Raw genomic sequence first — 22,436 nt, 5'->3', positions numbered from 1 at the left:
TATGCAGTTTGACCTGCTCAATAATTCCGGGCCGAACCTGTCCTTTTTGCCGTCGATCACCGTATCCCGCCGCACGCGCGTAAATACTTGTTGAAGCGGACAAAAATCAGGTTGTTTTAATCGACCCCGATCAGGGGGGCGTCTGTCGCGCGCCCCGAAGGCGACGGGGTCGATATGACTGTCAATCACCACAGACAGGAAGCCATCGCGCGCGGTGCGCGCATGCTGCGCACGGCGCTCGGGCCGTCCATTGCCCGGTTTCTCGAAGACCCTGCAATCATCGAGGTGATGCTGAACCCGGATGGCCGCATCTGGGTGGACCGGCTGTCGGAAGGGCTGGCCGATACCGGGGAACTACTATCGGCTGTCGATGGCGAACGCATCGTGCGTCTGGTCGCCCATCATGTCGGTGCGGAGGTTCATGCCCGCAGCCCGCGTGTCTCGGCCGAGCTTCCCGAGACCGGCGAGCGGTTCGAGGGGCTGTTGCCGCCCGTAGTCGTCGCGCCGGCCTTCGCCATCCGCAAGCCCGCCGTCGCGGTGTTCAGCCTCGACGATTATGTGGCCACCGGCATCATGACCGCCGATCAGGCCGCGACCCTACGGGCAGCCGTTTCTTCCCGCGCCAACATCCTCGTGGCGGGCGGCACCAGCACCGGCAAGACGACGCTGACCAATGCGCTGCTCGCCGAGGTGGCGAAGACGGCCGATCGCGTCGTCATCATCGAGGACACGCGCGAGCTGCAATGCGCCGCGCCCAATCTTGTCGCCATGCGGACGAAAGACGGCGTGGCGACGCTTTGCCCGCAAAGAAGGACGTGCAGGGCCTTTTCAACGCGGTGAAAGCCACCGAACGGTTCGACGTCTATCAGGCGATCACCGATCAGATCATCACCGCCATCGAGGCCGGTACGGGGCCGGTCGAAATGCCCTGGCACCGCTCAGAATCGGGCGTCACCCGCCCGATGAATGTGGAAAGCGGCAAGGCTTACCGGGGCATCAACACGGTCGCCCTCTGGGCTGCGGCCATCAATGGCGGCTACGGCAACGGGCTCTGGGGCACCTACCGTCAGTGGCAGGAGCGTGGCGCGCAGGTCCGCAAGGGCGAGAAGGCCTCCCTCATCGTCTTCTACAAGGAGTTCGAGGTCGCCGACGACGAGGCCGAGGACGGCAAGGGCCGCCGCTACATGGCGAAGGCATCGCGCGTCTTCAACGTCGCGCAGGTGGATGGCTACACCGCCCCCGAAATCGACCAGACCGCCGATCCCATCGACCCGATCGAGGCCGCCGACCGCTTCATCCGGAAAACTGGCGCGATCATCCGCGAGGGCGGGGACCGGGCCTTCTATCGCCCCGCCGGCGACACGATCACCATGCCGGACCGCTTCCGCTTCACTGGCACGAAGACCAGCACGGCCACCGAAGGCTGGTATGCGGTTCTGCTGCACGAGCTGACCCACTGGTCCGGCGCCAGGCATCGCCTCGATCGCCAGTTCGGCGAGCGGTTCGGCGATGATGCCTATGCTATGGAAGAGCTTGTCGCCGAGCTGGGGGCCGCCTTCCTCTGCGGCGATCTCGGGATCACGGTCGAGCCCCGGCCCGACCATGCCGCCTATATCGAGCACTGGATGCGGATCATGAAGGCTGACCGCAAGGCGATCTTCGCGGCGGCCTCCGCCGCCAGCAAGGCCGGCGACTATCTCGCCAGCCTTCAGGGCGAGGGTCGGGCGACCGCATAGGCCGCTTTGTCTTCCGGCTGCGGCTCATCGCGTCGCAGCCGGAAGGTCGGCATATTGCACGCTCGCGCGAGCGAGCAAGACGGTCTTGATCGTGTTGAGGTTCGCCATTGCGATGCTGCGGCCGAAGGACCCCGGAGCGCTGCGCACCAGCCGGATGAACACCTCGTCGTGCAGAGCATACAGCTCATCGTCGGAGCAGCGGGCGAGATCATCATAGGTGAGCGGCGTATTCATTGGCGCGGTTTCTTTGTCAGTGGCGGGCAGCACCATGTCGAACCGGCCTGCCTGCCTATCCTGCAACAGGGACTGGATGCCCGGCCGCAGGATCATGCTCGAGCCCGAGATCGCCGCATCCTAGCAGGTGCTGACCACCTGCCAGCCCTGGCGCTTCCCGGCTCGCGGCTGATGCGGAACTGATCCTCGATCGAAGCGTCGCGCCGCCGGGTTGTTCGAACGCGGATCGCTACCCGGTCCGCGTGATCGTACCGCGTAACCTCGTATTCGAGAACGCTGGAGGTTGAACATGATCAAGCTGAAACTCGGCCCGCTGGCCGACGATAAACCGGTGAAGGTAACGATGGGACTTCACGCGCAGCTCCACCGCGATCTGGCCGCTTACGCTCAGGTGTTGGCTCGTGAGAGCGGTCAGCCTGCTGCCGATCCCGTCAGGCTCATCGTGCCTACGCTGGAGCGGTTCGTTGTAACAGCCGGGCATTTGCGAAGGCCCAGCGGCAGACACAGCCTGGCACAGCCACGTAAGAAGGCGATTGTAGGCACATGATTTTATGTGCTAGTCTCATTAAATCATGGGTGAAGGCTGCCGTGACCTACGACGATTTCATCATCGAACTCAACAAGGCGGGGCTCACTGTCCGGCGCTTCGCAGAACTTATGAGCATGCAACCGAATTCAGTTTCCAACAACAAGAAGAAAGGTGATGTCCCAATCCATCTCGCGGTAATCGCGAGCCTTCTTGCCGAAATGGCGTGTCGCAATATTGATTACACCTCGATTTTCGAACGCCTCGAGCCGGGCAAGAAAAAGCCACGAGGTGCCGCCAAGGCCGGAAAATTTGCAGGTGATCCGCAAGGGGTGCTGGAGCTGGATAAATGAGCGCCAGGATAGCCCATACATTTGCAGTGTTTTTGATGTGTTCTGTTTTATGCGATGCTGATGCCCATCCCATGACGCGAGAGGAGGTGAGGCATGGCGGATAGCTTCGCTTCGCACTGGCGGGACGCCCTCGCGCTAGATCGTCGGACGGCGCCCGAATTTTACACGTCTCCGTCCGATGTTGAGCCGGGGCCGCATGCTGATGCGATCCGCTCTGCCTTGTCCGATCTTGGCCTATCTGCTGTCTTCTGCATCGAGGACGTTCCGACGGTCGGGTTTCTGAACGAGCCAGATGTATCGCTCGCCAGGATCGACGAATTACACCGGGTTCTCTGGAATCAGGGCCTGATGAGCCTTTTGCTCGTCCTGAAGGAGGATGAGCTTGTCGCCTATTCGCTTGTCCAGAGGCCATTCCAGCGTCAGGAGTGCCAGCACGGCGATCCTCGTCTGATCATGACGCTATCGCTTCTTTCGGATGCGCTGAAACTTCGGGAACTGATCGATTCTACTGAGTCCGGGCGGTTCTGGTTTGAGAACGACAAATATTTCAACCCCGATGATCGTGTCGACAGCGTGCTGTTGTCGAACCTGCTGGAGGCATTTCGCGACATCCGGGGCGATCTCGGTGGCGAGGCAGCCCAAGCGCTGCTCATGCAGACAATGTTCATCGCGTATCTTGAAGATCGCAAGATCCTCAAGGAGGTGGTGTTTCAGGAGGCGTCCAACAAAGCATGTTCCAGCCTCGCGGAGATGTTGGAGGCAGATTCGCCAGCCTACTTCGAAGCGCTGTTTGTATGGTTAAGGAGTGCGTTCAACGGCAATCTCTTCAATGCCCCCTGCGCCTTCGAAACAGGCGATGCGACGCCGCCGAAGCTGGCGGTGCGGCATCTACGAACGCTCGCGCGTTTCCGGCATGGACGCGAAGAGATAGCATCCGGCCAGCTTCGTCTATGGGGCTATGATTTCCGATATATGTCGATTGGCCTCATCAGTGCGGTTTATGATCGCTTCCTGAAGGAAGAGGCCGAGAAGAAGAGTGCTGACGGTGCCTATTATACACCGATGTTCTTGGCGGATGTCGTCGTCAATCAGCTTTGGGATGATTTATCCAATGAGCAGCGGGCAAAGGGTGTATTCTGCGATCCAGCATGTGGGTCGGGAATTTTTCTTGTTCGGTTGTTCCAGCGCCTCGTCGCACACCATTGCCGGATCAAGAATAAACGCCATGCTTCGTGGAACGAACTGAAGTCTATTGCGCGCCGGTTACATGGGGGAGATATCAATCCCTCTGCCGTTCGTGTAGCTGCGTTCTCGCTCTACATCGCGCTATTGGAACAATCCAACCCGCCCGACCTACCGGCACTTCTGAAAGCCGGGAAGCTCTTGCCGTCACTCTACGGCGACACGCTGCTCCCAGCGTCGGATTTTTTCAAGCTTGTGGATGCACCCAAATTTGATGCGGTTATCGGGAATCCACCCTGGAAGGGACGGAGCGGTCAGGTCACGACAGCCCAGATATGGGCAAAGGCTAATGGTTATCCAAATCCTGCCAAAGATATTGCTTGGGGCTTCGTCTGGAAGGCTTTGAAAGTGGTCAAGCCGGACGGACTCGTCGCGTTTTTGTTGCCGGCGATGGGCATCCTGCACAACACCTCGCAAGAGGCTCAAGACGCGCGACGACGGCTTTTACGCGATGCACGGGTCAGGCGGATTGTGAATCTGTCGGACCTTTGCTTCCAGTTGTTTGATGGCGCGCAGCGGCCAACGGCTTTCGTTCTTTATGCACCAGCACAGGGCGACCAGCCTACCTATCGTTTCGAATATTGGGTGCCGAAAGCTGATCTAAATTTACGACTCAAGCGGCTGATGACCTTATCGCGCGCTGATCGCCTTCAATTCCGTTCGGATCTGGTCGGTGAAGACCCGACGTTGTTCAAGCGCCGGCTATGGACGCGTGGCCCGGAGGAAACGCTGCTTCAGTATTTGCGGACCATCCCCGCACTGAACACGTTTATCAAAGAATATAAGGACGTCAGCAAAGCCAATGCCACGGTTGATCGGGCGAAGGACTGGGTCATTGGGCAAGGGTTCAAGCCTGCTCAGGAATACCGGCTTGACGATCCAGACTACGACGTCACCACTTCGGAAGTCGTCACCCTTTTCCCGTTTTTGAATGCCAGAGCCTTTCGATCGATAGCCCTCCCGACGATTGAGGCTGATCCTTGGTCGACGTCAATTGTTCACCGCGCAGGTTTTGCCGAAGGCTTTATTGGCCCGCATATATTGATCCCACAGGGTGTCGAGCGTTCTATCGGTCGCGTTCGCGCAGCCTACTGCGAGCAAAGCCTAGTATTCCATCATTCCATTCAAGCCATAGCCTTTCCCGAGCAGGAAAAGCGTGCCGCAAAGGTTATGACTGCTGTCCTAAACAGTAGTCTGGCGGCGTGGGTCTATTTCCACGAAACCGCCAATCTTGGTACTGACCGTGCCAAGGTTCATCAGGGCGAATTGTTGAAGCTACCGTTCGACGCAGCGGTGAATATGCCTGATCCAGCAAGAGCTGCGGTCGCGGAGGAAAAGATCATCCAACTGATCGATCGTGAGGTTGCGAAGGCCGATGAATCGCTTTCGATACAATCCGATGCTCTCGATGAAATCGATCACTTAGTCTTTGATTATTATGGTCTGAATGCGCACGAAATTGCGCTGATTGAAGACACGTTCCGATATATCATTCCTGCGATGCAGCCTCGACGCAGCGCGGGTCTTCAAAAAATCTGGGCCAATAGCAGATACGAACACCGCTCCGCCTATGCCGCTACGCTTCGGGAGGCCCTTGCGCCCTGTTTTCGGCAACCTATTCAAGCGTCGCTCGCCGCCAAATCAGCTGATGTCGCGGTTTTGAGACTGACTATCGCCTCCGAGGGGGATGAATATGGGGAAGAGGTATCTCCAGAGGTCGGACAGTTCCTTCAGTCGATTCAGGCTAATCTGCCAGTCCGCCTGCCGGGGAACGTGCAGTTGGTGCCAGATCTTCGCTTCGTTATCGGGAGCGACATGTATTTGGTCAAGCCGATGCAACTCCGGCATTGGCTGAGATCGACAGCCTTGGCGGATGCGGAGCAGATTGCCGCCGAGTTTACTGCTGTCGTCGCTCGCCAAGGCAAGGCCGGTGGTGAATATGCTGGCCGGTGATCTAAACTCGTGGCTCCCCCATTTTCGAGGTCTTGAAGAGCGTATCGCCGATGCGGTTGAAGCGGCTTGGCCCGTGTGTATTGCGCCGCTTCAATCCAAAAAGAATGCGATGACGCATGAGGATCACATCACCGTGCACCTCGTTCAGTCATTGATCCGAACGAAGCTGGTTCCGGGGCGGATCACCTATCAATACAAGTTGCTCGCGGAAGACGGCGGCGGTAACGTATCGGCACCTAGCAGTATCGACTTCGTCCTGACGATCGGTGATGATGAGGATGTCTATCTAGCCTGTGAGTGCAAACGGCTGAATGTCCCTTATAAGACTGGTGTCCGTGCATTGGTTGGCGAATATGTCGATGAAGGATTGATGCGATTTGTGACCGGCCAATACTCCAACGGCCTGCCGTTGGCGATGATGCTGGGATACGTCATGAATGCGAAAACGGATGTGGCACGGCGTGGCGTCAAGAGAATTCTAGCACTTCGATCCGCTACCGTTGGGCTTCAGTCTGAGCGGGATGCTCCTATCGTAAGCGGTCGGCCCGTTCGCTTCCATACGACGCACGCTTGTGTTACCGGGCATCTAATTGAGGTGGCTCATACTTTGCTAGCTTGGCCTTAGCCGTAGACATAGCGTCTGATCGTGAGTGAAGTGGAACGAGCGTCGCCGCTCATATAGTCGGTGTCGCCAGCTGTATGTCGATCAAGCAGCGTTTGCACGAGCGGGATTACTGAGGTAAGTGTCCTGCCTGACCGCCCTGCCGCGGGGTGAGAGTGCGGGATAGTCTCCACCCTCGATAGTGGACACTATGGTGATGGCGTGGCGCGTCGGACGAAGCGATTTTGGACGGATGAGGAGAAGCGTTCGATCTGTTTCCAGACGGCGGCGTCGGGCGTTTCCGTGGCTCAGGTGCGCGGGTAGCGGTCAGGCCGGACCTTACTTACTGAGTATGTGAGGCGGCTGCCAGAGACCCCATCCACTTGGCACAAAAAAGCTTGCTTCATCTAGGTAGGCTAGAGCCAATCACCTAGTCTAGATTTCCACTGCCACGGAATGTTGGCATCGGTAGTTGCGTGCCCCCGCAACCAAAACTTTCCAATAATATCAAAGACTTCAAAGCCGAGCATGACGCTCGGCTTTCGTGATTCCAAATTCTTGTCAACACCTGGTCAACGTTCGACGAGGCCCCCACCGACGGTGCGGATAATCGTCGCCGGACGCTGCAATCATGCCTCCGCCCTGCATGCCGGTTCAAGCCAAGCCCAGATCTCCGCGGTGACCTCCGCGAGCGAACGTCCTTCGAGAGCCGTTCCCTCCGAGTAGGCCCGCCACTGCGTCATCTTCGCCGGATCGGTCGAGAACCCCTCCGACAGGCCAACAGGGAAGGCGACTGGAACAATCGTATCGCGCTGTGCGGATTTCTCGGGCCATAGCGCCTTATGCTGGACGCACGCGATTGTGTCCGCTAACCCTTTGGCTGAATCGGCTTACAAGGGGTGCCCATTGAGTTCTCTGGCTATTGCTGCACAGCTGGAATTTCTGGCGTGGAGAGACACGCAGCTGGCGGCAATCTCTTTCCAGCTGGAAGACGCGTTTCCTGCTCTTCTCGAAAACCTGACAGAGCAAGCTGAAGACGCAAGCATAGTCAATCTCGTTCGCTCTACGATCCCGCTGAAATCGCTGTCAGAAGCCACCATTCAGCGTTGGAGCTCTGACCAGCTTGCAATAGCGGTAACCCGCGCTGAGGCAGAATTGGATCAGGCATTTCTGCAACTTCCGGGAAGCATTAACCTCGATAGCGACATCTGGGAGCAAGTGAACAAAGCACTACCTGCGATAGCTGGTGTCGGATTGATCGGTGCTTCCCTCGCAGCGATCCCGACCGTGATTTCGTTCGCGACAGTGAGCACAAGCGTCCTGGCGTTCTGGGGGACGTCAGCAATCAGCTGGCCTCTATTTGCCATCGGTGCCGCAGGAATTGGGCTTGCCACTCTCACAGGTTCGCAGTCGTTAAAATACGCGAAAGCCAAAGCTCGGGAGCGCCTTTGCAGTCGGCTTCATCGCGAGGCAGGTCGCCAGGTGTTTGGGATTGGCGAAAAGCCCGGAGCCCGGTGCGTGCTAAGTGATATACAGGCCGCCATTGTCCAAGCTGGCCGCAACCGGATTCAAGGAGCGCCTCAATGATACTTCTGCGTGCAGTTCCGCCAGAGCTTGTCCACGGTGTCGCTTCGGGCCTCTACAAGGTTACAGGGTCTGTCGTCCGTGACGTCGCTTCCGGACGCGGCGTCGGATTTCTGCAAGAAACGGGAATGCTACAAACCATTCTCAGCAGCGTCATGAACAGTGGCGGCAACCCCGTCGTTGGGTTTGCGAATCTTGGGCTTGGGGCCGCCAGTGTCATCCAGAACCAGCAGATCAAATCGCGATTGGCCGAGATTCAATCCTCTCTGGTCATGCTGCAAAACCTACAACTAGGGACACTCGCGGTTGCCGGCCTTGGGCTGGGGGTATCTGTGGTCGGTTTTTCCATCATGCTGAAACGGCTGAAGGGGATTGAGGCTCATCTCGGAACCATCGAAGCCAAGATCGCCAATGTCACCTCGGATCGCCGCGCCGATGATGTGCGCATGATTTTCGCCGACGTTGGCACTCAGCTGGATACGGTAGACACGCTGTCCGCTCGTTCAAACAAGGTGAGCAGCGCTGAGGCTGCTGAACAAACACTTGCAATATCGGCAGGTCGGCTTGAGGCCCATTTCCAGCAGAAGTCGGACTCCATGCAAAATGTGGCCATAACAGCGGCAGATTTGGATTTGCTTTGGTCATTGGCTGCTGCGATCAGGCTTTGCCATGAGGCCGGATTGCGTGCCCTCTTTACGATCGACGAGTTGGAAGCGGCAAAGCAGCTGGCCGAGAGGCGCGCGCAACGTTTCCTCAACCTAAGCCAGTCGCTTACTCCTGACGCTCTCGCGCGACTCTGTAGCCAAGGCGCTCCGGACACCATTTACTACGCTGAGGCGCGACGTCTGGCGCTGCCGCAGGCAGAAGTGTTGGTGCAGGGCTTGCGCGACAGCGTTGCAGCAATCAGCTCGCAATCAGAACTGGCCCAGAACCTAATCAAAAAACAGATTTCCGGCCCTGCCTACCTGAAAGATCTTGAAAGCGAAAAGGAGGAGCCTCTCCTCATACTTCCAGCTTAAGGGCATTCACCGCAGAAAGTGCGGAGAATAAGGCCGATATTCTCCGCAACAGCGAGCCAAACACTCCCGCTTCGCCCACTCGTAGAAGGCGATCCTTCGATCTGGCCTCGGTTGGGCCTCTGTGGCAGCATCGCATGATGATCGAGTTCCGCCCGCTTTCAGACGACCATCCCGTAGGCGCTTGGCTCAAGCCCTATCGACATAACCCATTCGCGCAGGATACGCGCATATTGCCGTGTCGACAGATGCGGGCTGCCGTGGAGACGGCTGGGCCAGAGATATTCTAGCCCAAGCATCTCTGGATCGGCGATCCAGCGTTCAAGCGACTGGCGCGTTGTCTCGGTGATTTCGAACCGGACCGGTTTGCCTGTCTTGCTCTGTGTGACGGAAGCACGATCCTTGACCCGCCCGGCCGCAAAGACGTCGCGGATCTTCAGGCAGACCAGGTCGCAGCCCCGAAGCTTGCTGTCGACAGCCAGGTTGAACAACGCTAGGTCGCGTCGGTTGTCCGCCATCTCCAGGCGGACGCGGATCGACCAGACGTGTTTGGGCAGCAGGGGGCGCTTCTGGCCGATGATACGTCCCTTGTTCCAAGCGGGACGTTCGGGGCGGATCGCAGGAAGATTTTTGGTGGACATGGTGTTACCTCCCGTCCTCCGACCCCGCCCTGACTTCGGATGATCCGACAAGATCGATGGTATCATGAGACGCCCGAGTGGCTCTGTGCAGCCTCGCGGGCGGTTTGCAGACGGTGAAGTTGCGGCATTGCTCCCGCAGCAAATCGAAGAAACAGCCGTTGACCGCGTTGCTTCCGAATAAACATTGGCGACTGTCGCGATTTGCATGTCGTGCCTTTGCTGTGACCTCGGCCCCCAAATGTGCAGCGGCACGCGAAAGGGGCGCCAAGGCGCCCCTTTCGTGATCCTGTTGTCGGTCAATCAGAACTGGCTGATCGACCAGAAGAAGGTTTCGCCTGAGCTGTCATCAACACCGTCGTTGTCGGTCGAGATATAGGCCGTGCCGTTGGGCGCGATCGCCATGCCTTCGATCTTGTCCACCACATAGCCACCATTGGCCGCCAGATCGGGGATCAGGTCACGCACAACTTCTTTGGTCACCACCGGCAGGTCCGAGCCCAGAGCCGCAGGCACCAGTTCCGAGACGGCAACGCGGGTAATCTGCTTGACCTTTGCCGCTTCGCCGATCTGGTTGTCGCGTTCGATCAGATAGACGTAATCCCCATGCGCGACGATTTCCGAGAGCCCGGCCCAACCGGATTCGACCTTGTCGAGCGGGTAACGGACCGCGCCCCAGTCTTTGGTTTCTGTATTGTAGGCGAGCAGCTTGACGAAGCCTTTTTCGTCATCGCCCCATTCGCGCTGAACTGCCATCCAAAGCGTATCGCCCAGCTTAGTGATGCCTTCAAAGCCGTAGCGCGTTTCAACGGCCAGAAGCTCGGCGGGCAGTGCGATCTCTTCCTTGATCTCGCCATTCGCCTTCACATGGTAAAGCGCGTGCGGCACGAGGCGGTCGGTTCGGCCTTCTGAGGCAACCCAGAACCCACCCTTGCCATCGGAGGTGATACCTTCCATGTCGAGCTTTTGCGCCGGGTGGCCTGCACGGGTCACATCGAGCGCCGAAACGATGCGGGCTGGGGTTTGGCTTGGGTCGATGGTGAAGATGCGCGGCTGGAAGCCATAGAAGCTGTCGTTGACAGCATAGATCATGCCATCGTCGCCTGCGGTCATGCCCGAGATTGCACCCCAGCCAATCAGCTCATTTGCGCCCTCGGAAGTGAGTTGCGGGTAGGCCGCCGGGGCGTCTTGTAACTCGTAAATCATCACATGGGCGCGGGCCCCGCCGTCTTCGCCGAGATCAACCTCGTTGGCGGTTGCAAAAAGTCCGCGCGAGGGAATCGCAATCACCCCTTCGGGCGAGATGCCCGATGCCAAAACCTGTTTAAACTGCGGATGAGCAGGGTCGGTCACGTCGTAAACTGAAACCGTCGAAGAGCGCTCGGACAGAATGAAGGCGTAGGTCGTTTCACCAAAGGTGGCGATTTCCATGCCTTCCGGCTCAACGCCCTTGGCGTCGGAGCGTTTGTCCGGGTAATGCCCGGCCTGAATGATCGGGGTTTCAAAGGCGTTGCCGGATTCCCAAACCAGCGTGCCATTTTTGTGGAACACGGTGATCGAGCGCGAACCGCCGTCCATATCTCCCTCGTTTGTGATCATCACATGGTCTGCGTCGATCCATTGCAGACCGTCGGGCTCGCGCAGGCGCCCCGGCTGGCTTTCCGCAAACAGCAGTGCCGCGCGCTCATCGGTGGCGTCGATATTGACCAGATCGACCGCACCCGCCGAAAACTGGTTCTGAATCGACCCATCCGCGTTCAACACCACGATTGCGTTATTTTCTTGCAGGGTAACGGCAATCTCGCCCTGCGCGTTGATATCTACAAATTCCGGCTCCGGGTCTTCCGGGGCAATTTCGGTCAGGCCGCTGACATCGATCTTTTTCAAGCTGTCGCAAGCGAGGGCTTCGTTTTTGACCCCGACAGTGACCATGTAGCCTGCCGGAAGCTGGCCCACGCGGCCATCTTCGAAGTCTTCGTCACGCTCGTTTTCGATCGCCACCGCAACCATGCCACCCGCCGCATCATGCGCGGTCGAGTCCGGCTGCCCGCCCAGATCACATTCGCCGGTCACCGAACCGTTGGCGAGGTTCACCGAAACCAGCTTGCCCGACGGATTGGTAAAGCTTTCCGAAGTGTTCACCGCGACAAAGGCCGTATTGCCAATGACCGTCACCGAGGTTGGCTCGCCGCCCATGTCGATATTGCCTTTGGCCTTCGGTTTGGCGGCATCGGTAATATCAATCAGCCCCACAACGCCCAACGGGCTATCAGTGTAAATCAGGGTCATGCCGTCTTCCGAGGCGGCGATGATCTCGGCTGACGAGTTGGCAGCAGCATCGGCGTTGTTGTGCGGTGTTGCGAAAGACGCGATGCGATTGAAGTGCATTTCGGCCAAAGCCGGACCAGCGCAGAGCGCGATGATCGAGGTGAGGCAGGCAGATTTGAAGGTCATGCGGCAATCCCAGTCGAATTAAGAAGTCGATCACAACCGGGTGAAGGCCTTCTGTAACCTCCGTGCGAACAAGGGGTGACATCTCTGTAAATCCGCACTCACGCCGTTTGGTGGCGATGGTTCGGGGGGTGGCGCTTGGCACTGAAGGCACCCTTCGATCAGATCGAGCAATATGATCGCTACGTTCGTGCCGCCTCGCAGTTCGACATGCACCAAGGGGTAAAAGGGCCGGATTTCCAAGGGTAATGGTTGTCGTTAGCGACGATGAAGCCCGTGGTTTCATGTTCGCCTATGACAAGCTTTTCGAGACGAAGGCGAAGAGCAAGACGGATCTTGAGAATGAAGCGGCCGGGAAAGAGACGACTATCGATCGGACGCGGCGGCTGTTCTACGGGACCTGCAGCCGCGCCGAGCAAAGCCTCGCCGTCGTTTACTACACCGCTGATCCGATTCTGGCGCGCGACGCAATGATACAGCAAGAGTGGTTCGAGCCTGACGAGATAGAAGTAATCGCCTAGAAGACTACTGCAACTTTGGCGTGACCCTATTTGCGGAACTGACGAGGACCTCCCTTACTAGCGGCATATTGGCATGCTGCAACACGTCTGAGCGACGGCAGTTGGGAATGCTGCATCGCAGCGGAGGTAATGTCCGACAGTCCGCTTTGGGCCGGGCGCGTCGATTCGGCGGCGCGGGCCCCGAGAAAGGCTCGCTGCGCCGCCGCCTGTCGGCTTCGAGCCCAAAAGCTCCGTTGGCCCTGGCTTGCAAGATCGCCGATCGGCCACTATTTTTGAGACATACCGCAACTGGAGATGCCATCAACATGGACCTGAACCTCGCCGCATTCGCCCCTTCGATTTCGCTGCGAGAAGTTCTGTCCCATGCCTGCATCCGTTTCCCTTTCCAGCCTGTGCTGGTCCACGCCTGACGACGCGCCCCTTCTTACCGACCTCAATATGACTTTCGGCTTGGAGCGCACCGGCATCGTCGGGCGCAACGGCATCGGCAAGAGCACCCTCCTTCGCCTGATTTCGGGGGACCAGCATCCCGCTTCGGGGCAGGTCCGCGTGACCGGCTCCATCGCGTTGATGCGGCAGGAGGCGATGGAGCGGCCCGATGACATCATCGCCGATCTTTTCGGCGCACGACCCGCGCTCGATCTACTTGACCGGGCGGAGGCAGGGCTTGCGGATGCCGATGAACTGGCTGACGCGGATTGGACCCTGCCCGCGCGGATAGAAGGGGCGCTTTTGCGCTGTGGTTTGTCGCTCGGGCCGCAGACCCTCCTGGCGACGCTCTCCGGCGGCCAGCGCAGCCGTGCCGCTCTTGCCGCCCTGATCTTTGCCGAGCCGGATTTTCTGTTGCTGGACGAACCGACGAACAATCTCGACCGGGACGGTCGCAAGGCGGTGATTGACCTCATCCGGGGTTGGGCAGGTGGTGCGATCATCGCCAGCCATGACCGCGAGCTTCTGGAAGAAATGGACGCCATCGTCGAACTCACCTCGCTTGGCGCGGCCCGGTATGGCGGGAATTACAGCGATTTCCGGCAGAGGAAGGACACCGAGATGGATGCGGCAGCGCGTGTCCTCGCGCACGCAGAGAAAGCCCGCGCCGAGGCTGCCCGTCGCGCGCAGCAGGCAAGCGAACGTAAGGTCCGCAAGGACAGTGCCGGACACCGGGCGCGAGCGAAGGGCGATCAGCCTAAAATCCTGATGGACTCCGCCAAGGGGCGGGCCGAAGCGTCGGGCGGTGCGGGTGTCCGCCTGCGCGATGCCCGGCGCGAGGCAGCAGATAAGGCGCTGTCCGCCGCCCGCGATAAGATCGAAATCCTGCAGCCCTTGCGCATGGACATCCCCCCAACCGGCCTCGCGACCGGAAGAACGGTGCTGCGCCTGGAGAATGTGACGGGCGGCCATGACCCCGATCATCCCTTGGTCCGTGATCTGTCGCTGACCGTGACCGGTCCCGAGCGCATTGTTATTTCCGGGCCGAATGGCAGCGGAAAGACGACGCTTCTGAAGATCATCACCGGACAGATCGTGCCGCAAAGTGGCCTCGTGGCGCTTTCGGTTCCATTTGCCGTGCTGGATCAGCATGTCCACCTGATCGACACAGCTTTGTCCCTTCGCGACAATTTCCGTCACCTTAACCCCTTGGCTGATCCCCATATCGCTCACGCGGCACTGGCCAGGTTCGGTTTCCGCGCGGCGGATGCCTTGCGTTACGCGGGAGAGTTGAGCGGGGGCGAGCGTCTGCGCGCTGGTCTGGCTTATGCCCTCGGAGCTACCCCGCCGCCGCCGTTGCTGATCTTGGACGAGCCGACCAATCACCTTGATCTGGATGGTATCGCAGCACTTGAGGCTGCGCTGGCTGCTTATGATGGGGCAGTTTTAGCGATCAGCCATGACACGGCATTCCTTGAATCCCTCGCACCGGACAGGACGATTGATCTTGGGGCATGACAGTGCTGCGGCCTTTGTGAACGCGCTCGAAGAGAAGGGCTATGTGCTCGCCAAGGGCGACAGCCGCGCCTTTGTCGTGGTGGATAGTTTCGGTGACGTTCACAGCCTTTCGCGCTACGTGAAGGGCGTCCGCGCGAAGGACATAAACGCACGGCTGTCAGCGCTTGACGCCCATGGGCTGCCATCCGTTGACCAGGCCAAAGACCTCGCGAAAGCCCGCCTTGCTGCACAGGAAGAGCGCCGGCGTGAACAGCAGGACGCGCAACATGATCATCACCACGATGACCATGTGCTTGATCGGCGCGATCAGCATGACCAGCATGATCACCGGGATGATCAGCATGGCGATCATGATCGTCATCAGCGCAGCATCGATGAAAAGCGCGCAGCAATGGAGAAGGCGCAGCGCGCCCGCCGCCTTGAATTTGTGCAGGCCGAGCAGGAGGTGCTGACCCGCCAACAGGACGAAAAACTCGCCCTTGATGCTGCACAAAAAGCAGAGAGCGGCGGCCTGCTATTCCGCATGAGAGCGCGGGTGGCGGAGCTGATCGATACCCGTCCGGCGCTGCGTTCAGTGCTCGGTCATATCACCGAGAAAGTAGGGCTTGATCCGCGTGATCGGCATCGCCTGGAACAGGAAGCGCTTGCCCGCCGACATGGCCGTGAGCGCATAGCATCGGCAGGCAAGAAGCGTTCGATGGAAAAGATCGAACAGCGTGAGAAGTCTTCGTTTGAGCGCGATCTCAAGCGCGAGGCGCTGCAGAGAATGCTGCGCCAAGAGCAGCTTCGTGCTGCAGCAAAAGCGCAAGGTCTGGAGGTGCGGGAAGCATCCGCCGAAGCCGAATTCTTGCGCACCGATCCGCGACTTCTCGAAGAAGGCGCCTTTGGTCGCGAGTTCAATGAAGAAGCCGCAGCAATGGAAGCGGACGATGGTCGCGATGATCATGGTGAAGGTGAGGAAGAAGGTAGTCGCAAACCACGCCGCGGCTGGAAGCGGCGCGGTCAGGACAAAGGGCACAAGCATGGTCGCGGGCGCGGCAAAGGCTACGGCTATCGGCGGGGGGATTGATGATCTTAATCGTCATGATGATCGGCATCGTGCCGGTGATCACCATGGTGAAGCCAATCTCTTTGAATGATCCGAATTTGCGGCGTCATGAGCGCTCAAATCGGGAAGGTTTCGAAGAGCATTGGCCTCGGGAACTCACCAGCGAAGCAGGGCGGGTTTGACGCCTGCATCGTCTCCGCCGCCGCACCCCTTTCAGCCAGTGAGGGGTGACGGACGGCTCCGGCGAAGCAGGGCGAAAGAATCTATGTGTCAGCTTTGCGGATCGTCTACAATCTGATAGTCTATTGAAAATAAGAACAATTCTTTCGAAGGCGGGGCGGGCGCGTGGCGGATGATCTTCTAAGGCGGTTTGATACGATCCGCACCTTTGCAAAAGACGGCAAGCTTGCGCCGCACAAGCCACTTCTCCTGCTATACGCACTCGCCAAGCTGAAGAACGAGAATGCCGAGCGGATCGTATTCAATGATGCCGAAGACGCCGTAAGCCCGCTCATCCAAACCTACGGGCCGTTCCGCGCCAAGACGACCGTTGCCTATCCCTTCGTTCGCCTGGCCAACGACAAGAGCAACATCTGGTGGATCGAGCCGCATCAGAAGAATGCGTCAGGCGATCTTAGTTTAGTTGAAGCCCGAGACCGGAGACTACAAGCTGGGTTCTCGGACGAAGTACTCGCCGCCTTTAAAGCCGACCCTAAGCTCATCGACAATGTCGCGCTGAATCTGCTGGAACGGAATTTTCCGCCGAGCTTGCATCAGGATATCTTAGAAGCTGTAGGCCTCTATCTCGGCAATGATGAAATCGAGGCCGTGATCCGCCGCAAGCGTGATCCGCGCTTTCGGGTAAATGTGCTGTCTGCGTATTACGAGCAATGCTGCGTCTGCAAGTACGACATCAAGATGAACGGCGCGGCTGTTGCCCTTGAGGCAGCCCATATCAAAATGCACTCCGCCGGCGGCCCTGACGAGATCAATAACGGCCTATCCCTGTGCGTCATTCATCACAAACTCTTCGATCTTGGTGCCATCACTGTCGACAAGCTGATGAAGGTCAGAGTGTCTGAACGGGTCGTCGGGGACTGGGGGCGGAAGTTAAATGACGAGTTCCACGAGAAGGAAATTTCTCTTCCCCGCAGCGAGGCGATGCTTCCGACACCGCAGTACGTCCAATGGCACAACGAACAGATTTTTAAAGGCGTAGTTTAGATGGCTCCGGGCAAGATTGTCAGGGATCGTATTCCCGAATTGATTGCTGCGGAAGGCCGCAAGCCCCTCGTCCGTGAGCTGTGTGGTCAGGAATTGCTGGATGCGCTCTGCGAAAAGCTGACCGAAGAACATGGCGAGTTCCTCGCTGCCGGCAGTGACGGCGAAAAACTAGAAGAACTGGCCGACATGATCGAAGTTCTCATCGCGATCGCGGAGCAGCACGGCTGCAAAGAGTTCGATCTATTGGAACTGGTCGCGCGGAAACGCGGAGACCGTGGGAGCTTCTCAAAGGGACTATTCTACCAAGGCGATGCCTAGCGGTTTCTGGTGTTTTCGTCGGTTTTGGGAAGTTGTTGGCTACCCTTGCACGCTGGATAAGTCACGCAGCCAAGAAATTTTCCGCGTCGTCCTCTGCGCTCGACGAGCCATCCGTCTTCGCATTCGGGACAGGCAGGGAACTCTGCGCCACAGCTGCAGATCATCTTGTCGGGGTGCGACTTGTCTCTGACCGGCAAATCGCTGCCGCATACGCTGCACGGGCTTAGCTTCTGACCGCACAGATTGCGGTGTTCGCAGGAGAAGTACGTGCCGCCGTTACGTGCCGACTGTGCGAGCATACGCCCGCCGCAAGAAGGGCAGCGATGTTCCGCTATGCCTGGCTCGCCGAGTTCGATGGCTTCGTAGTCCGGAGAACTGACGAGTTCTCGGACGAAACTCGATGGCTTTTCTCTGTCCGCCAGTACGGTGACAGACTTCCTGGCGCGGGTAAGCGCCACATAGAAAAGGCGGCGCTCTTCGGCGTGCTCGAAGTTCTCGGGCTCGGGCAAGACAAGGTCTAGCAGGGGATCATCGACGATCTCTGACGGGAACCCCATTGTGTCGGACACCGCGCGGAGAATGATGACGTGATCCGCCTCAAGACCCTTTGACGCGTGCACGGTCATGAAGCGGATCGAAAGCTTCGGGAAGCTGGCCGAGAGTGCAGCAAAACCTTGGGGCTTAGCATGGTGGTATCTGCCGAGCAGCAGTACGCTCGTGCCGGTCGGCGCCTCTTTGGACAGCCGTTCAAGTGCAGCATTTAGCGCCGCGCCTTCCTGTCCCCATCTGTAGTAGGCCACCATGATGGCCGGAGCAGACGCCGTTCCCGCAGGAACGACCGTCTTCTTGATCTGCGCCGGGTTGCGCAGCACGAAGCTGCGCGCGGGGTGGGCGATCTTATCAACGCTGCGGAATGTACGTCCCAAATCCACCGTGCTGTGTACGTCGTCGGCGCCGGCGAAGCTGCCGCCGAACTCTTTGCCGAAATTGCGCATCAGGTGAATGTCGGAGCCCGTGAAGCGGTAGATCGATTGCCAGTCGTCACCGACCGCAAAGATGCGAGCATCGGAATGCTGCGCCTTCAGCGCGCGAAGAAGGCGTGCTCGCCCTTCCGAGATATCTTGGAACTCATCAACAAGCAGATGCCGATAGGGGCTCTGATAGCGACCGTTTTCTGCGTGCTCTGTTGCGCGGACGATCATGTCTTCGAAGTCGATCATGTCACCGAGGCGCTGTTCGTAAGCCTCGATCAACGGCTCGAAGATCTTCATGAACGCGCGGCTGCGCGGTTTGTCTTCGGAAGACTCACCCCGCGTCTTGCACTGCGCGATGGTCGCGCCGCCGCTTTTGAAGTGGCGCAGAAAAGTACCGAGGGTCTGGGTGAAAGCATCGACCTGTCCCATCTCGGACAGGGTGCTGAAGACCTCGCTGTCGGGAATGGGCTTGAGCTCGACATAGGGTGCCAGCTTTTCTTTGAGCCCGTCCAGCAGTCTACCTTCGACCTTCTCATAGCTGAACGTTTCGATCAGAGTTGTGCCTCTTGCCTGATGGAGTTCGCGCTTCCAGGCCATGTCTGCGAGATAGCGGTCGCGGTCGATGTAGGGCGCAGTGGTTAGGCGCATCATGCCATCTGGCCCGCGCGATTTTCGGACGCCGAAATGCTCGATGTAGATGCCGCTTTCGATCAGCCGGAAGTCCGGCTTGTAGGGACCGCGTGCATCCGCCGGGAGCTCGTGCTCGTAAACGGGCTCGTATTCGTGTGCGATGCCGTTGCGGTAAAGCCAGTTCGAGATTTCCCACTCTTCGAAGCTTTTGACGCGATCACCGTTCAGGGTGCGCAGCTCGTGCGCCTCCACCCACTCAAAATACTTGCCCTGCGTTTTGAAATCCCACTCGCTCTTGTACGGCCAGCAGAACTCGGAAAACCAATCCAGAAGGAGCGTTCCAAGACCTGCCATGGGGGCTATCTCGTTGACGAGGATGTCCCGCAGCAGCGCCCGAAACTTCGCGTCATCGCTGGCGTGATCTGCCAGCGCAGGGCCGGTGCCCTCGACTTCACGGATGATCCTGTTGCCAAGGGCGTGAAATGTCAAAGCGTCCACAGATGCGCCAGAGCGCTCTTTGATGCGGGTTGCCATCTCAGATGCCGCGTCCTTGCCGAACGCCATCAGCAAGATTTCTTCCGGCTGCCGTATGCCCCGCTCGATCAGGTAAGCGGCCTTGGCAACGATCACGCTGGTCTTGCCAGAGCCGGCGCCGGCGAGAACGAGGGTTGCGTCCTCATCTGTCACTACGGCGAGGCGCTGCTCTGGTGTCAGCGGATTGGATTCGATCGTATCGAAGAACGCCTTCATGTCGGCGAGTTCGGTTTCGATGAAGCGCTCGATCGCCGCTTTGCGCGCCAGTTCTGGGGCGCCTTTGAAAGTTCTGACGGCATCAAGGAGGCGCTGATCAGAGACGCTGAGGACGCCGTCAGGTATGAGCGCGGGCAGAGAGTCTATCGCCTTGGTCGCGCGCACAAGGAAGGGCGCCAGCAGACAGGCGGCAAGATAGCGCCGCGGCTGGTTCAGGCGATCGATGGCCTGTTCCAGCGCCTTGAGTTCATCTTCCGCTGTCTTGAATTGCCGCGTGATGTGTTCACGAAAGGCATCATTCAAGGTCGATATGAAACGTGTCGCTTCGCTGGATTTGATACCGGCAAGCTTGACCTCGGTGCCGTCTGAGAGCGGCACTGAGACAGTCGAGAAGCCAAGGGTACTGATGAGCTTTGCAGGACCTGCCCAGTCCGAGAATGGCACCTGCTTTCGCGCGCCGCCGTGGAAGCTGATGCCTGAATCGGTTTGCTCCGCTCCCCAGGACGAAAGCCCGAGTGGGCGAAGCACAGCGCCTGACAGCGGACTTCTCTTGAGCGTTTTCGGCGACGCCATATCAGGCGTCTCCGCTGGTGATCAAAGTCTCACGTCCGGCATGAAAGGCGTCCTGCAAGGCTTTGTAGCCGTCCAGACCTTGAAGGCAGAAGCTGTTCAGAAATTGCCGTCCGGCGAACAGCTTCCGGTCGACGGGGCTAAGTTCGGCTTGCTTGCAGATTTCGTCCCAATTCGCAGCGACCGCCGCGATCTGCGCCTCGATTAGCGCGGCGGCTTCACCTTCTTTCAGGTGATAATCCGGCGCAGCGGCAAGACACGTTGCCAACGTGCTCATGCGGTTATCGCCCTTGATCAGCATGGCCTGCGTGGCTTCGTTAGGCTGATGCTGCCGCAAACAGATGCGCCATCCGCTAGGAGCAGTATTCGTGCCCCGGCAGATGGATTTCGCTCTGGGTCCGGTGAATACGGAAATCACCGGACCAGAGGACCTGATGACGGCTGTGGCCGTCATCAGGCATTGGCGTACAGCTACTGCGCGACGTAAGCCTCGGTATCCGTGATTGTCGCATAGGCGAAGCCAAGTGCCGACATCATGGCGGCATGGACGGAAGCAGCCGGCACGGTGACCCCCTCATGTTCCAGATCGCGCGTCGCGCAGGCGTCCTGAACGACAGTCGTCTTGTAGCCGAAATCGCTGGCGGCTCGGGTGGTCGCGTCGATGCACATATGGCTCATCGCACCGACGACCACGACATCCTCGATCCCGTTGGCGTCCAGGATCTCTTTCAGTTCGGTCTTGAGGAAGGAATTCGGGTAATTCTTGACCACGACCGTTTCGTCCTCGCGCGGAGCGACGACCGGATTGATCTCGATGCCTTCTGAATCGGGCGTGAAGAACGGCGCGTCCTGGCTGGGGAAGATGTGCTGGACGTGGATGACGCGATCGCCCTTCGCGCGGGCCGCCTCGATTACACGGGCTGCGTTTTCGGCGGCCTTGTCGATGCCGACAAGTTCGTACTTCCCGCCGGCAAAATAGTCGTTCTGGAGATCGACGACGACGATGGCGCGTTTGCTCATGACTTGTCCTTTCTCTTTACTGATCAGATTGCGATGACTGGACAATAGGGGCCGCCCCGGCCTATGCCCATTGGCGATATCGACATAATCATGGGCAATAGTGACAAATGGCTGCGGAACAGGAGACAGAGGTCGGGTTGCTGCTCTATCCGGGCGCGCAGATGTCGGCGATCCTTGCGATGACCGATCTCTTCGTCGTTTCCAACCGGTTCCCGGCCCCGCACGCGACCTCCGGGCCGACCCGGATCGCCGTCAGTCATTGGCGTATCGAGAAGGAAGGCAGCCCGCCGCAGCGGGTCTACAATAGTGGTACGTCCATGGGCATCGGACCGGATGTCCTGATCCTGCCGCCCAGCCTCGGTTCTCCGGCGACGGCCGAAGTTGCCGCGCCCTATCTCGCCTGGCTGCGCGAGCGCCATGCCGCCGACACAATTCTCGCCTCGGTCTGCGCCGGAGCGTTCCTTTTGGCGGAGACCGGCCTTCTCGACGGAAGGCCATCGACGACGCACTGGATTCTCGAAGACCAGTTCCGAGACCGCTTTCCGCGCGTGCCGGTCGATGTGGACCGGCTGTTGATCGATGGTGGCCAGATCCTGACGGCAGGTGGGGTGATGTCGTGGACCGATCTGTGCCTGCGGCTGGTGGAACGCCTGCGCGGTGCGGAGGTGATGACCCAGGCAGCAAAGTTCCTGCTGGTCGACCCGCCGGGGCGCGAGCAACGCTATTACAGCATCTTCTCGCCGCGGACGGGTCACGGCGACGCCGCCGTTCTGGAGGTTCAGCGCTGGTTACAGGACACCGGGGCAAAGGACATCACTCTGGAAACGCTGGCGACGAAAGCAGGTCTCGAACGGCGCACCTTCCTGCGCCGTTTCCGCAAGGCGACCGGCATGACGACGTCGGAATACGGGCAGCGGCTGCGCGTCGGTAAGGCCTGTGAGCTGCTCCAGTTCAGCGCGCTCACGGTCGAGCAGATCGCCTGGGAGACGGGCTATGCCGATCCGGGGGCCTTCCGCAAGATATTCGCCCGGTTCATCGGATTGACACCGGGCGAATACCGCCAGCGCTTCGGCCACGCCTCGTGAGAGACGCGGCCAGTC

At 59.0% G+C, this 22,436-nt stretch carries 18 protein-coding genes and 3 pseudogenes; 15 read left to right on the top strand and 6 right to left on the bottom strand.

All coding sequences use genetic code 11. The features are described from left to right. Nucleotides 1–174: 174 nt before the first annotated feature. Nucleotides 175–798: pseudogene (locus ACDP63_RS09175) on the top strand (ATPase, T2SS/T4P/T4SS family); the annotation flags it as partial. Next, nucleotides 744–1,736, top strand: coding sequence for an ArdC family protein (locus ACDP63_RS09170; RefSeq protein WP_409927939.1), 993 nt, complete (start codon nt 744–746; stop codon nt 1,734–1,736). The pseudogene ACDP63_RS09175 and the gene ACDP63_RS09170, both read left to right, overlap by 55 nt. Before the next feature lie 24 nt (nt 1,737–1,760). On the opposite strand, the gene ACDP63_RS09165 is transcribed toward ACDP63_RS09170, so the two are convergent. Continuing rightward, a complete protein-coding gene (locus ACDP63_RS09165) occupies nt 1,761–2,066 on the bottom strand; it encodes a hypothetical protein (protein ID WP_167874355.1) in 306 nt (101 codons plus the stop codon). A 193-nt stretch (nt 2,067–2,259) separates the two neighbouring features. Between ACDP63_RS09165 and ACDP63_RS09160 the strand changes: the two are divergent. The 6 genes and pseudogenes from ACDP63_RS09160 to ACDP63_RS09135 all read left to right on the top strand — a co-directional run bounded on the left by ACDP63_RS09160 (nt 2,260) and on the right by ACDP63_RS09135 (nt 9,248). Beyond that, a pseudogene (locus ACDP63_RS09160) lies at nt 2,260–2,495 on the top strand (DUF2274 domain-containing protein). A gap of 63 nt (nt 2,496–2,558) precedes the next feature. Beyond that, on the top strand, nt 2,559–2,849 hold the full coding sequence (locus tag ACDP63_RS09155; protein WP_409927938.1) for an XRE family transcriptional regulator: 291 nt from the start codon (nt 2,559–2,561) through the stop codon (nt 2,847–2,849). 93 nt (nt 2,850–2,942) lie between these two features. Next, nucleotides 2,943–6,044, top strand: coding sequence for a class I SAM-dependent DNA methyltransferase (locus ACDP63_RS09150; protein ID WP_409927937.1), 3,102 nt, complete (start codon nt 2,943–2,945; stop codon nt 6,042–6,044). Continuing rightward, nucleotides 6,022–6,669: a hypothetical protein gene (locus tag ACDP63_RS09145; protein WP_409927936.1), complete on the top strand. Its 648-nt coding sequence runs from the start codon at nt 6,022–6,024 to the stop codon at nt 6,667–6,669. Before ACDP63_RS09150 ends, ACDP63_RS09145 begins: the two co-directional genes overlap by 23 nt. A gap of 882 nt (nt 6,670–7,551) precedes the next feature. Continuing rightward, nucleotides 7,552–8,232 (top strand): hypothetical protein, encoded by a 681-nt coding sequence (locus ACDP63_RS09140; RefSeq protein ID WP_409927935.1) that lies wholly within the window; start codon nt 7,552–7,554, stop codon nt 8,230–8,232. After that, the gene (locus tag ACDP63_RS09135; RefSeq protein ID WP_409927934.1) at nt 8,229–9,248 is read left to right on the top strand and encodes a hypothetical protein; all 1,020 of its coding nucleotides are present in this window, start codon (nt 8,229–8,231) and stop codon (nt 9,246–9,248) included. The genes ACDP63_RS09140 and ACDP63_RS09135 overlap by 4 nt, the downstream gene beginning before the upstream one ends. 170 nt (nt 9,249–9,418) lie before the next feature. Here ACDP63_RS09135 and ACDP63_RS09130 read toward each other — a convergent pair. Together ACDP63_RS09130 and ACDP63_RS09125 are read right to left on the bottom strand one after the other, a co-directional pair. Next, nucleotides 9,419–9,886: pseudogene (locus ACDP63_RS09130) on the bottom strand (tyrosine-type recombinase/integrase); the annotation flags it as partial. Nucleotides 9,887–10,186: 300 nt separating this feature from the next. Further along, nucleotides 10,187–12,337: an esterase-like activity of phytase family protein gene (locus ACDP63_RS09125; protein WP_409927933.1), complete on the bottom strand. Its 2,151-nt coding sequence runs from the start codon at nt 12,335–12,337 to the stop codon at nt 10,187–10,189. 245 nt (nt 12,338–12,582) lie between these two features. On the opposite strand from ACDP63_RS09125, the gene ACDP63_RS09120 reads away from it, so the two are divergent. The 6 genes from ACDP63_RS09120 (at nt 12,583) to ACDP63_RS09095 (ending at nt 17,392) form a co-directional block, all read left to right on the top strand. Next, nucleotides 12,583–12,855, top strand: coding sequence for a hypothetical protein (locus ACDP63_RS09120; RefSeq protein WP_409927932.1), 273 nt, complete (start codon nt 12,583–12,585; stop codon nt 12,853–12,855). A gap of 363 nt (nt 12,856–13,218) precedes the next feature. Further along, entirely contained in the window at nt 13,219–14,802 is a 1,584-nt protein-coding gene (locus ACDP63_RS09115; RefSeq protein WP_409927931.1) for an ABC-F family ATP-binding cassette domain-containing protein, read from the top strand. Continuing rightward, a complete protein-coding gene (locus ACDP63_RS09110) occupies nt 14,792–15,871 on the top strand; it encodes a hypothetical protein (protein WP_409927930.1) in 1,080 nt (359 codons plus the stop codon). The genes ACDP63_RS09115 and ACDP63_RS09110 overlap by 11 nt, the downstream gene beginning before the upstream one ends. Continuing rightward, nucleotides 15,871–16,032, top strand: a complete 162-nt coding sequence (locus tag ACDP63_RS09105) for a hypothetical protein (RefSeq protein WP_409927929.1) — start codon at nt 15,871–15,873, stop codon at nt 16,030–16,032. Before ACDP63_RS09110 ends, ACDP63_RS09105 begins: the two co-directional genes overlap by 1 nt. Before the next feature lie 163 nt (nt 16,033–16,195). Beyond that, complete coding sequence (locus ACDP63_RS09100) at nt 16,196–17,074, top strand: phosphorothioated DNA-binding restriction endonuclease (RefSeq protein ID WP_409927928.1); 879 nt, start codon at nt 16,196–16,198, stop codon at nt 17,072–17,074. Beyond that, complete coding sequence (locus ACDP63_RS09095) at nt 17,075–17,392, top strand: nucleoside triphosphate pyrophosphohydrolase (RefSeq protein WP_409927927.1); 318 nt, start codon at nt 17,075–17,077, stop codon at nt 17,390–17,392. Here ACDP63_RS09095 and ACDP63_RS09090 read toward each other — a convergent pair. The 3 genes from ACDP63_RS09090 to ACDP63_RS09080 all read right to left on the bottom strand — a co-directional run bounded on the left by ACDP63_RS09090 (nt 17,389) and on the right by ACDP63_RS09080 (nt 21,336). Beyond that, the gene (locus ACDP63_RS09090; RefSeq protein WP_409927926.1) at nt 17,389–20,319 is read right to left on the bottom strand and encodes a UvrD-helicase domain-containing protein; all 2,931 of its coding nucleotides are present in this window, start codon (nt 20,317–20,319) and stop codon (nt 17,389–17,391) included. The genes ACDP63_RS09095 and ACDP63_RS09090 overlap by 4 nt on opposite strands. Before the next feature lies 1 nt (nt 20,320). Then, complete coding sequence (locus ACDP63_RS09085) at nt 20,321–20,617, bottom strand: hypothetical protein (protein ID WP_409927925.1); 297 nt, start codon at nt 20,615–20,617, stop codon at nt 20,321–20,323. Nucleotides 20,618–20,787: 170 nt separating this feature from the next. Beyond that, a complete protein-coding gene (locus ACDP63_RS09080; protein WP_409927924.1) occupies nt 20,788–21,336 on the bottom strand; it encodes a cysteine hydrolase family protein in 549 nt (182 codons plus the stop codon). Between the two features lie 107 nt (nt 21,337–21,443). Here ACDP63_RS09080 and ACDP63_RS09075 point away from each other — a divergent pair, with 107 nt between their 5' ends. Beyond that, entirely contained in the window at nt 21,444–22,421 is a 978-nt protein-coding gene (locus ACDP63_RS09075; RefSeq protein ID WP_409927923.1) for a GlxA family transcriptional regulator, read from the top strand. Nucleotides 22,422–22,436: the final 15 nt, after the last annotated feature.

The organism is Paracoccus sp. P2, from assembly GCF_046335115.1.
GTDB lineage: Bacteria > Pseudomonadota > Alphaproteobacteria > Rhodobacterales > Rhodobacteraceae > Paracoccus > Paracoccus pantotrophus.
This window is presented reverse-complemented; position numbering and strand designations above follow the sequence as displayed.

Excerpts from the sequence above, each read along its gene's own strand:
- ACDP63_RS09120 (WP_409927932.1), top strand. The coding sequence starts at position 12,583 with ATGGTTGTCGTTAGCGACGATGAAGCCCGTGGTTTCATGTTCGCCTAT.
- ACDP63_RS09150 (WP_409927937.1), top strand. The coding sequence starts at position 2,943 with ATGGCGGATAGCTTCGCTTCGCACTGGCGGGACGCCCTCGCGCTAGAT.
- ACDP63_RS09115 (WP_409927931.1), top strand. The coding sequence starts at position 13,219 with ATGCCTGCATCCGTTTCCCTTTCCAGCCTGTGCTGGTCCACGCCTGAC.
- ACDP63_RS09105 (WP_409927929.1), top strand. The coding sequence starts at position 15,871 with ATGATCTTAATCGTCATGATGATCGGCATCGTGCCGGTGATCACCATG.
- ACDP63_RS09090 (WP_409927926.1), bottom strand. The coding sequence starts at position 20,319 with ATGGCGTCGCCGAAAACGCTCAAGAGAAGTCCGCTGTCAGGCGCTGTG.
- ACDP63_RS09080 (WP_409927924.1), bottom strand. The coding sequence starts at position 21,336 with ATGAGCAAACGCGCCATCGTCGTCGTCGATCTCCAGAACGACTATTTT.
- ACDP63_RS09165 (WP_167874355.1), bottom strand. The coding sequence starts at position 2,066 with ATGATCCTGCGGCCGGGCATCCAGTCCCTGTTGCAGGATAGGCAGGCA.
- ACDP63_RS09075 (WP_409927923.1), top strand. The coding sequence starts at position 21,444 with ATGGCTGCGGAACAGGAGACAGAGGTCGGGTTGCTGCTCTATCCGGGC.
- ACDP63_RS09170 (WP_409927939.1), top strand. The coding sequence starts at position 744 with ATGCGCCGCGCCCAATCTTGTCGCCATGCGGACGAAAGACGGCGTGGC.
- ACDP63_RS09125 (WP_409927933.1), bottom strand. The coding sequence starts at position 12,337 with ATGACCTTCAAATCTGCCTGCCTCACCTCGATCATCGCGCTCTGCGCT.
- ACDP63_RS09135 (WP_409927934.1), top strand. The coding sequence starts at position 8,229 with ATGATACTTCTGCGTGCAGTTCCGCCAGAGCTTGTCCACGGTGTCGCT.
- ACDP63_RS09085 (WP_409927925.1), bottom strand. The coding sequence starts at position 20,617 with ATGCTGATCAAGGGCGATAACCGCATGAGCACGTTGGCAACGTGTCTT.
- ACDP63_RS09095 (WP_409927927.1), top strand. The coding sequence starts at position 17,075 with ATGGCTCCGGGCAAGATTGTCAGGGATCGTATTCCCGAATTGATTGCT.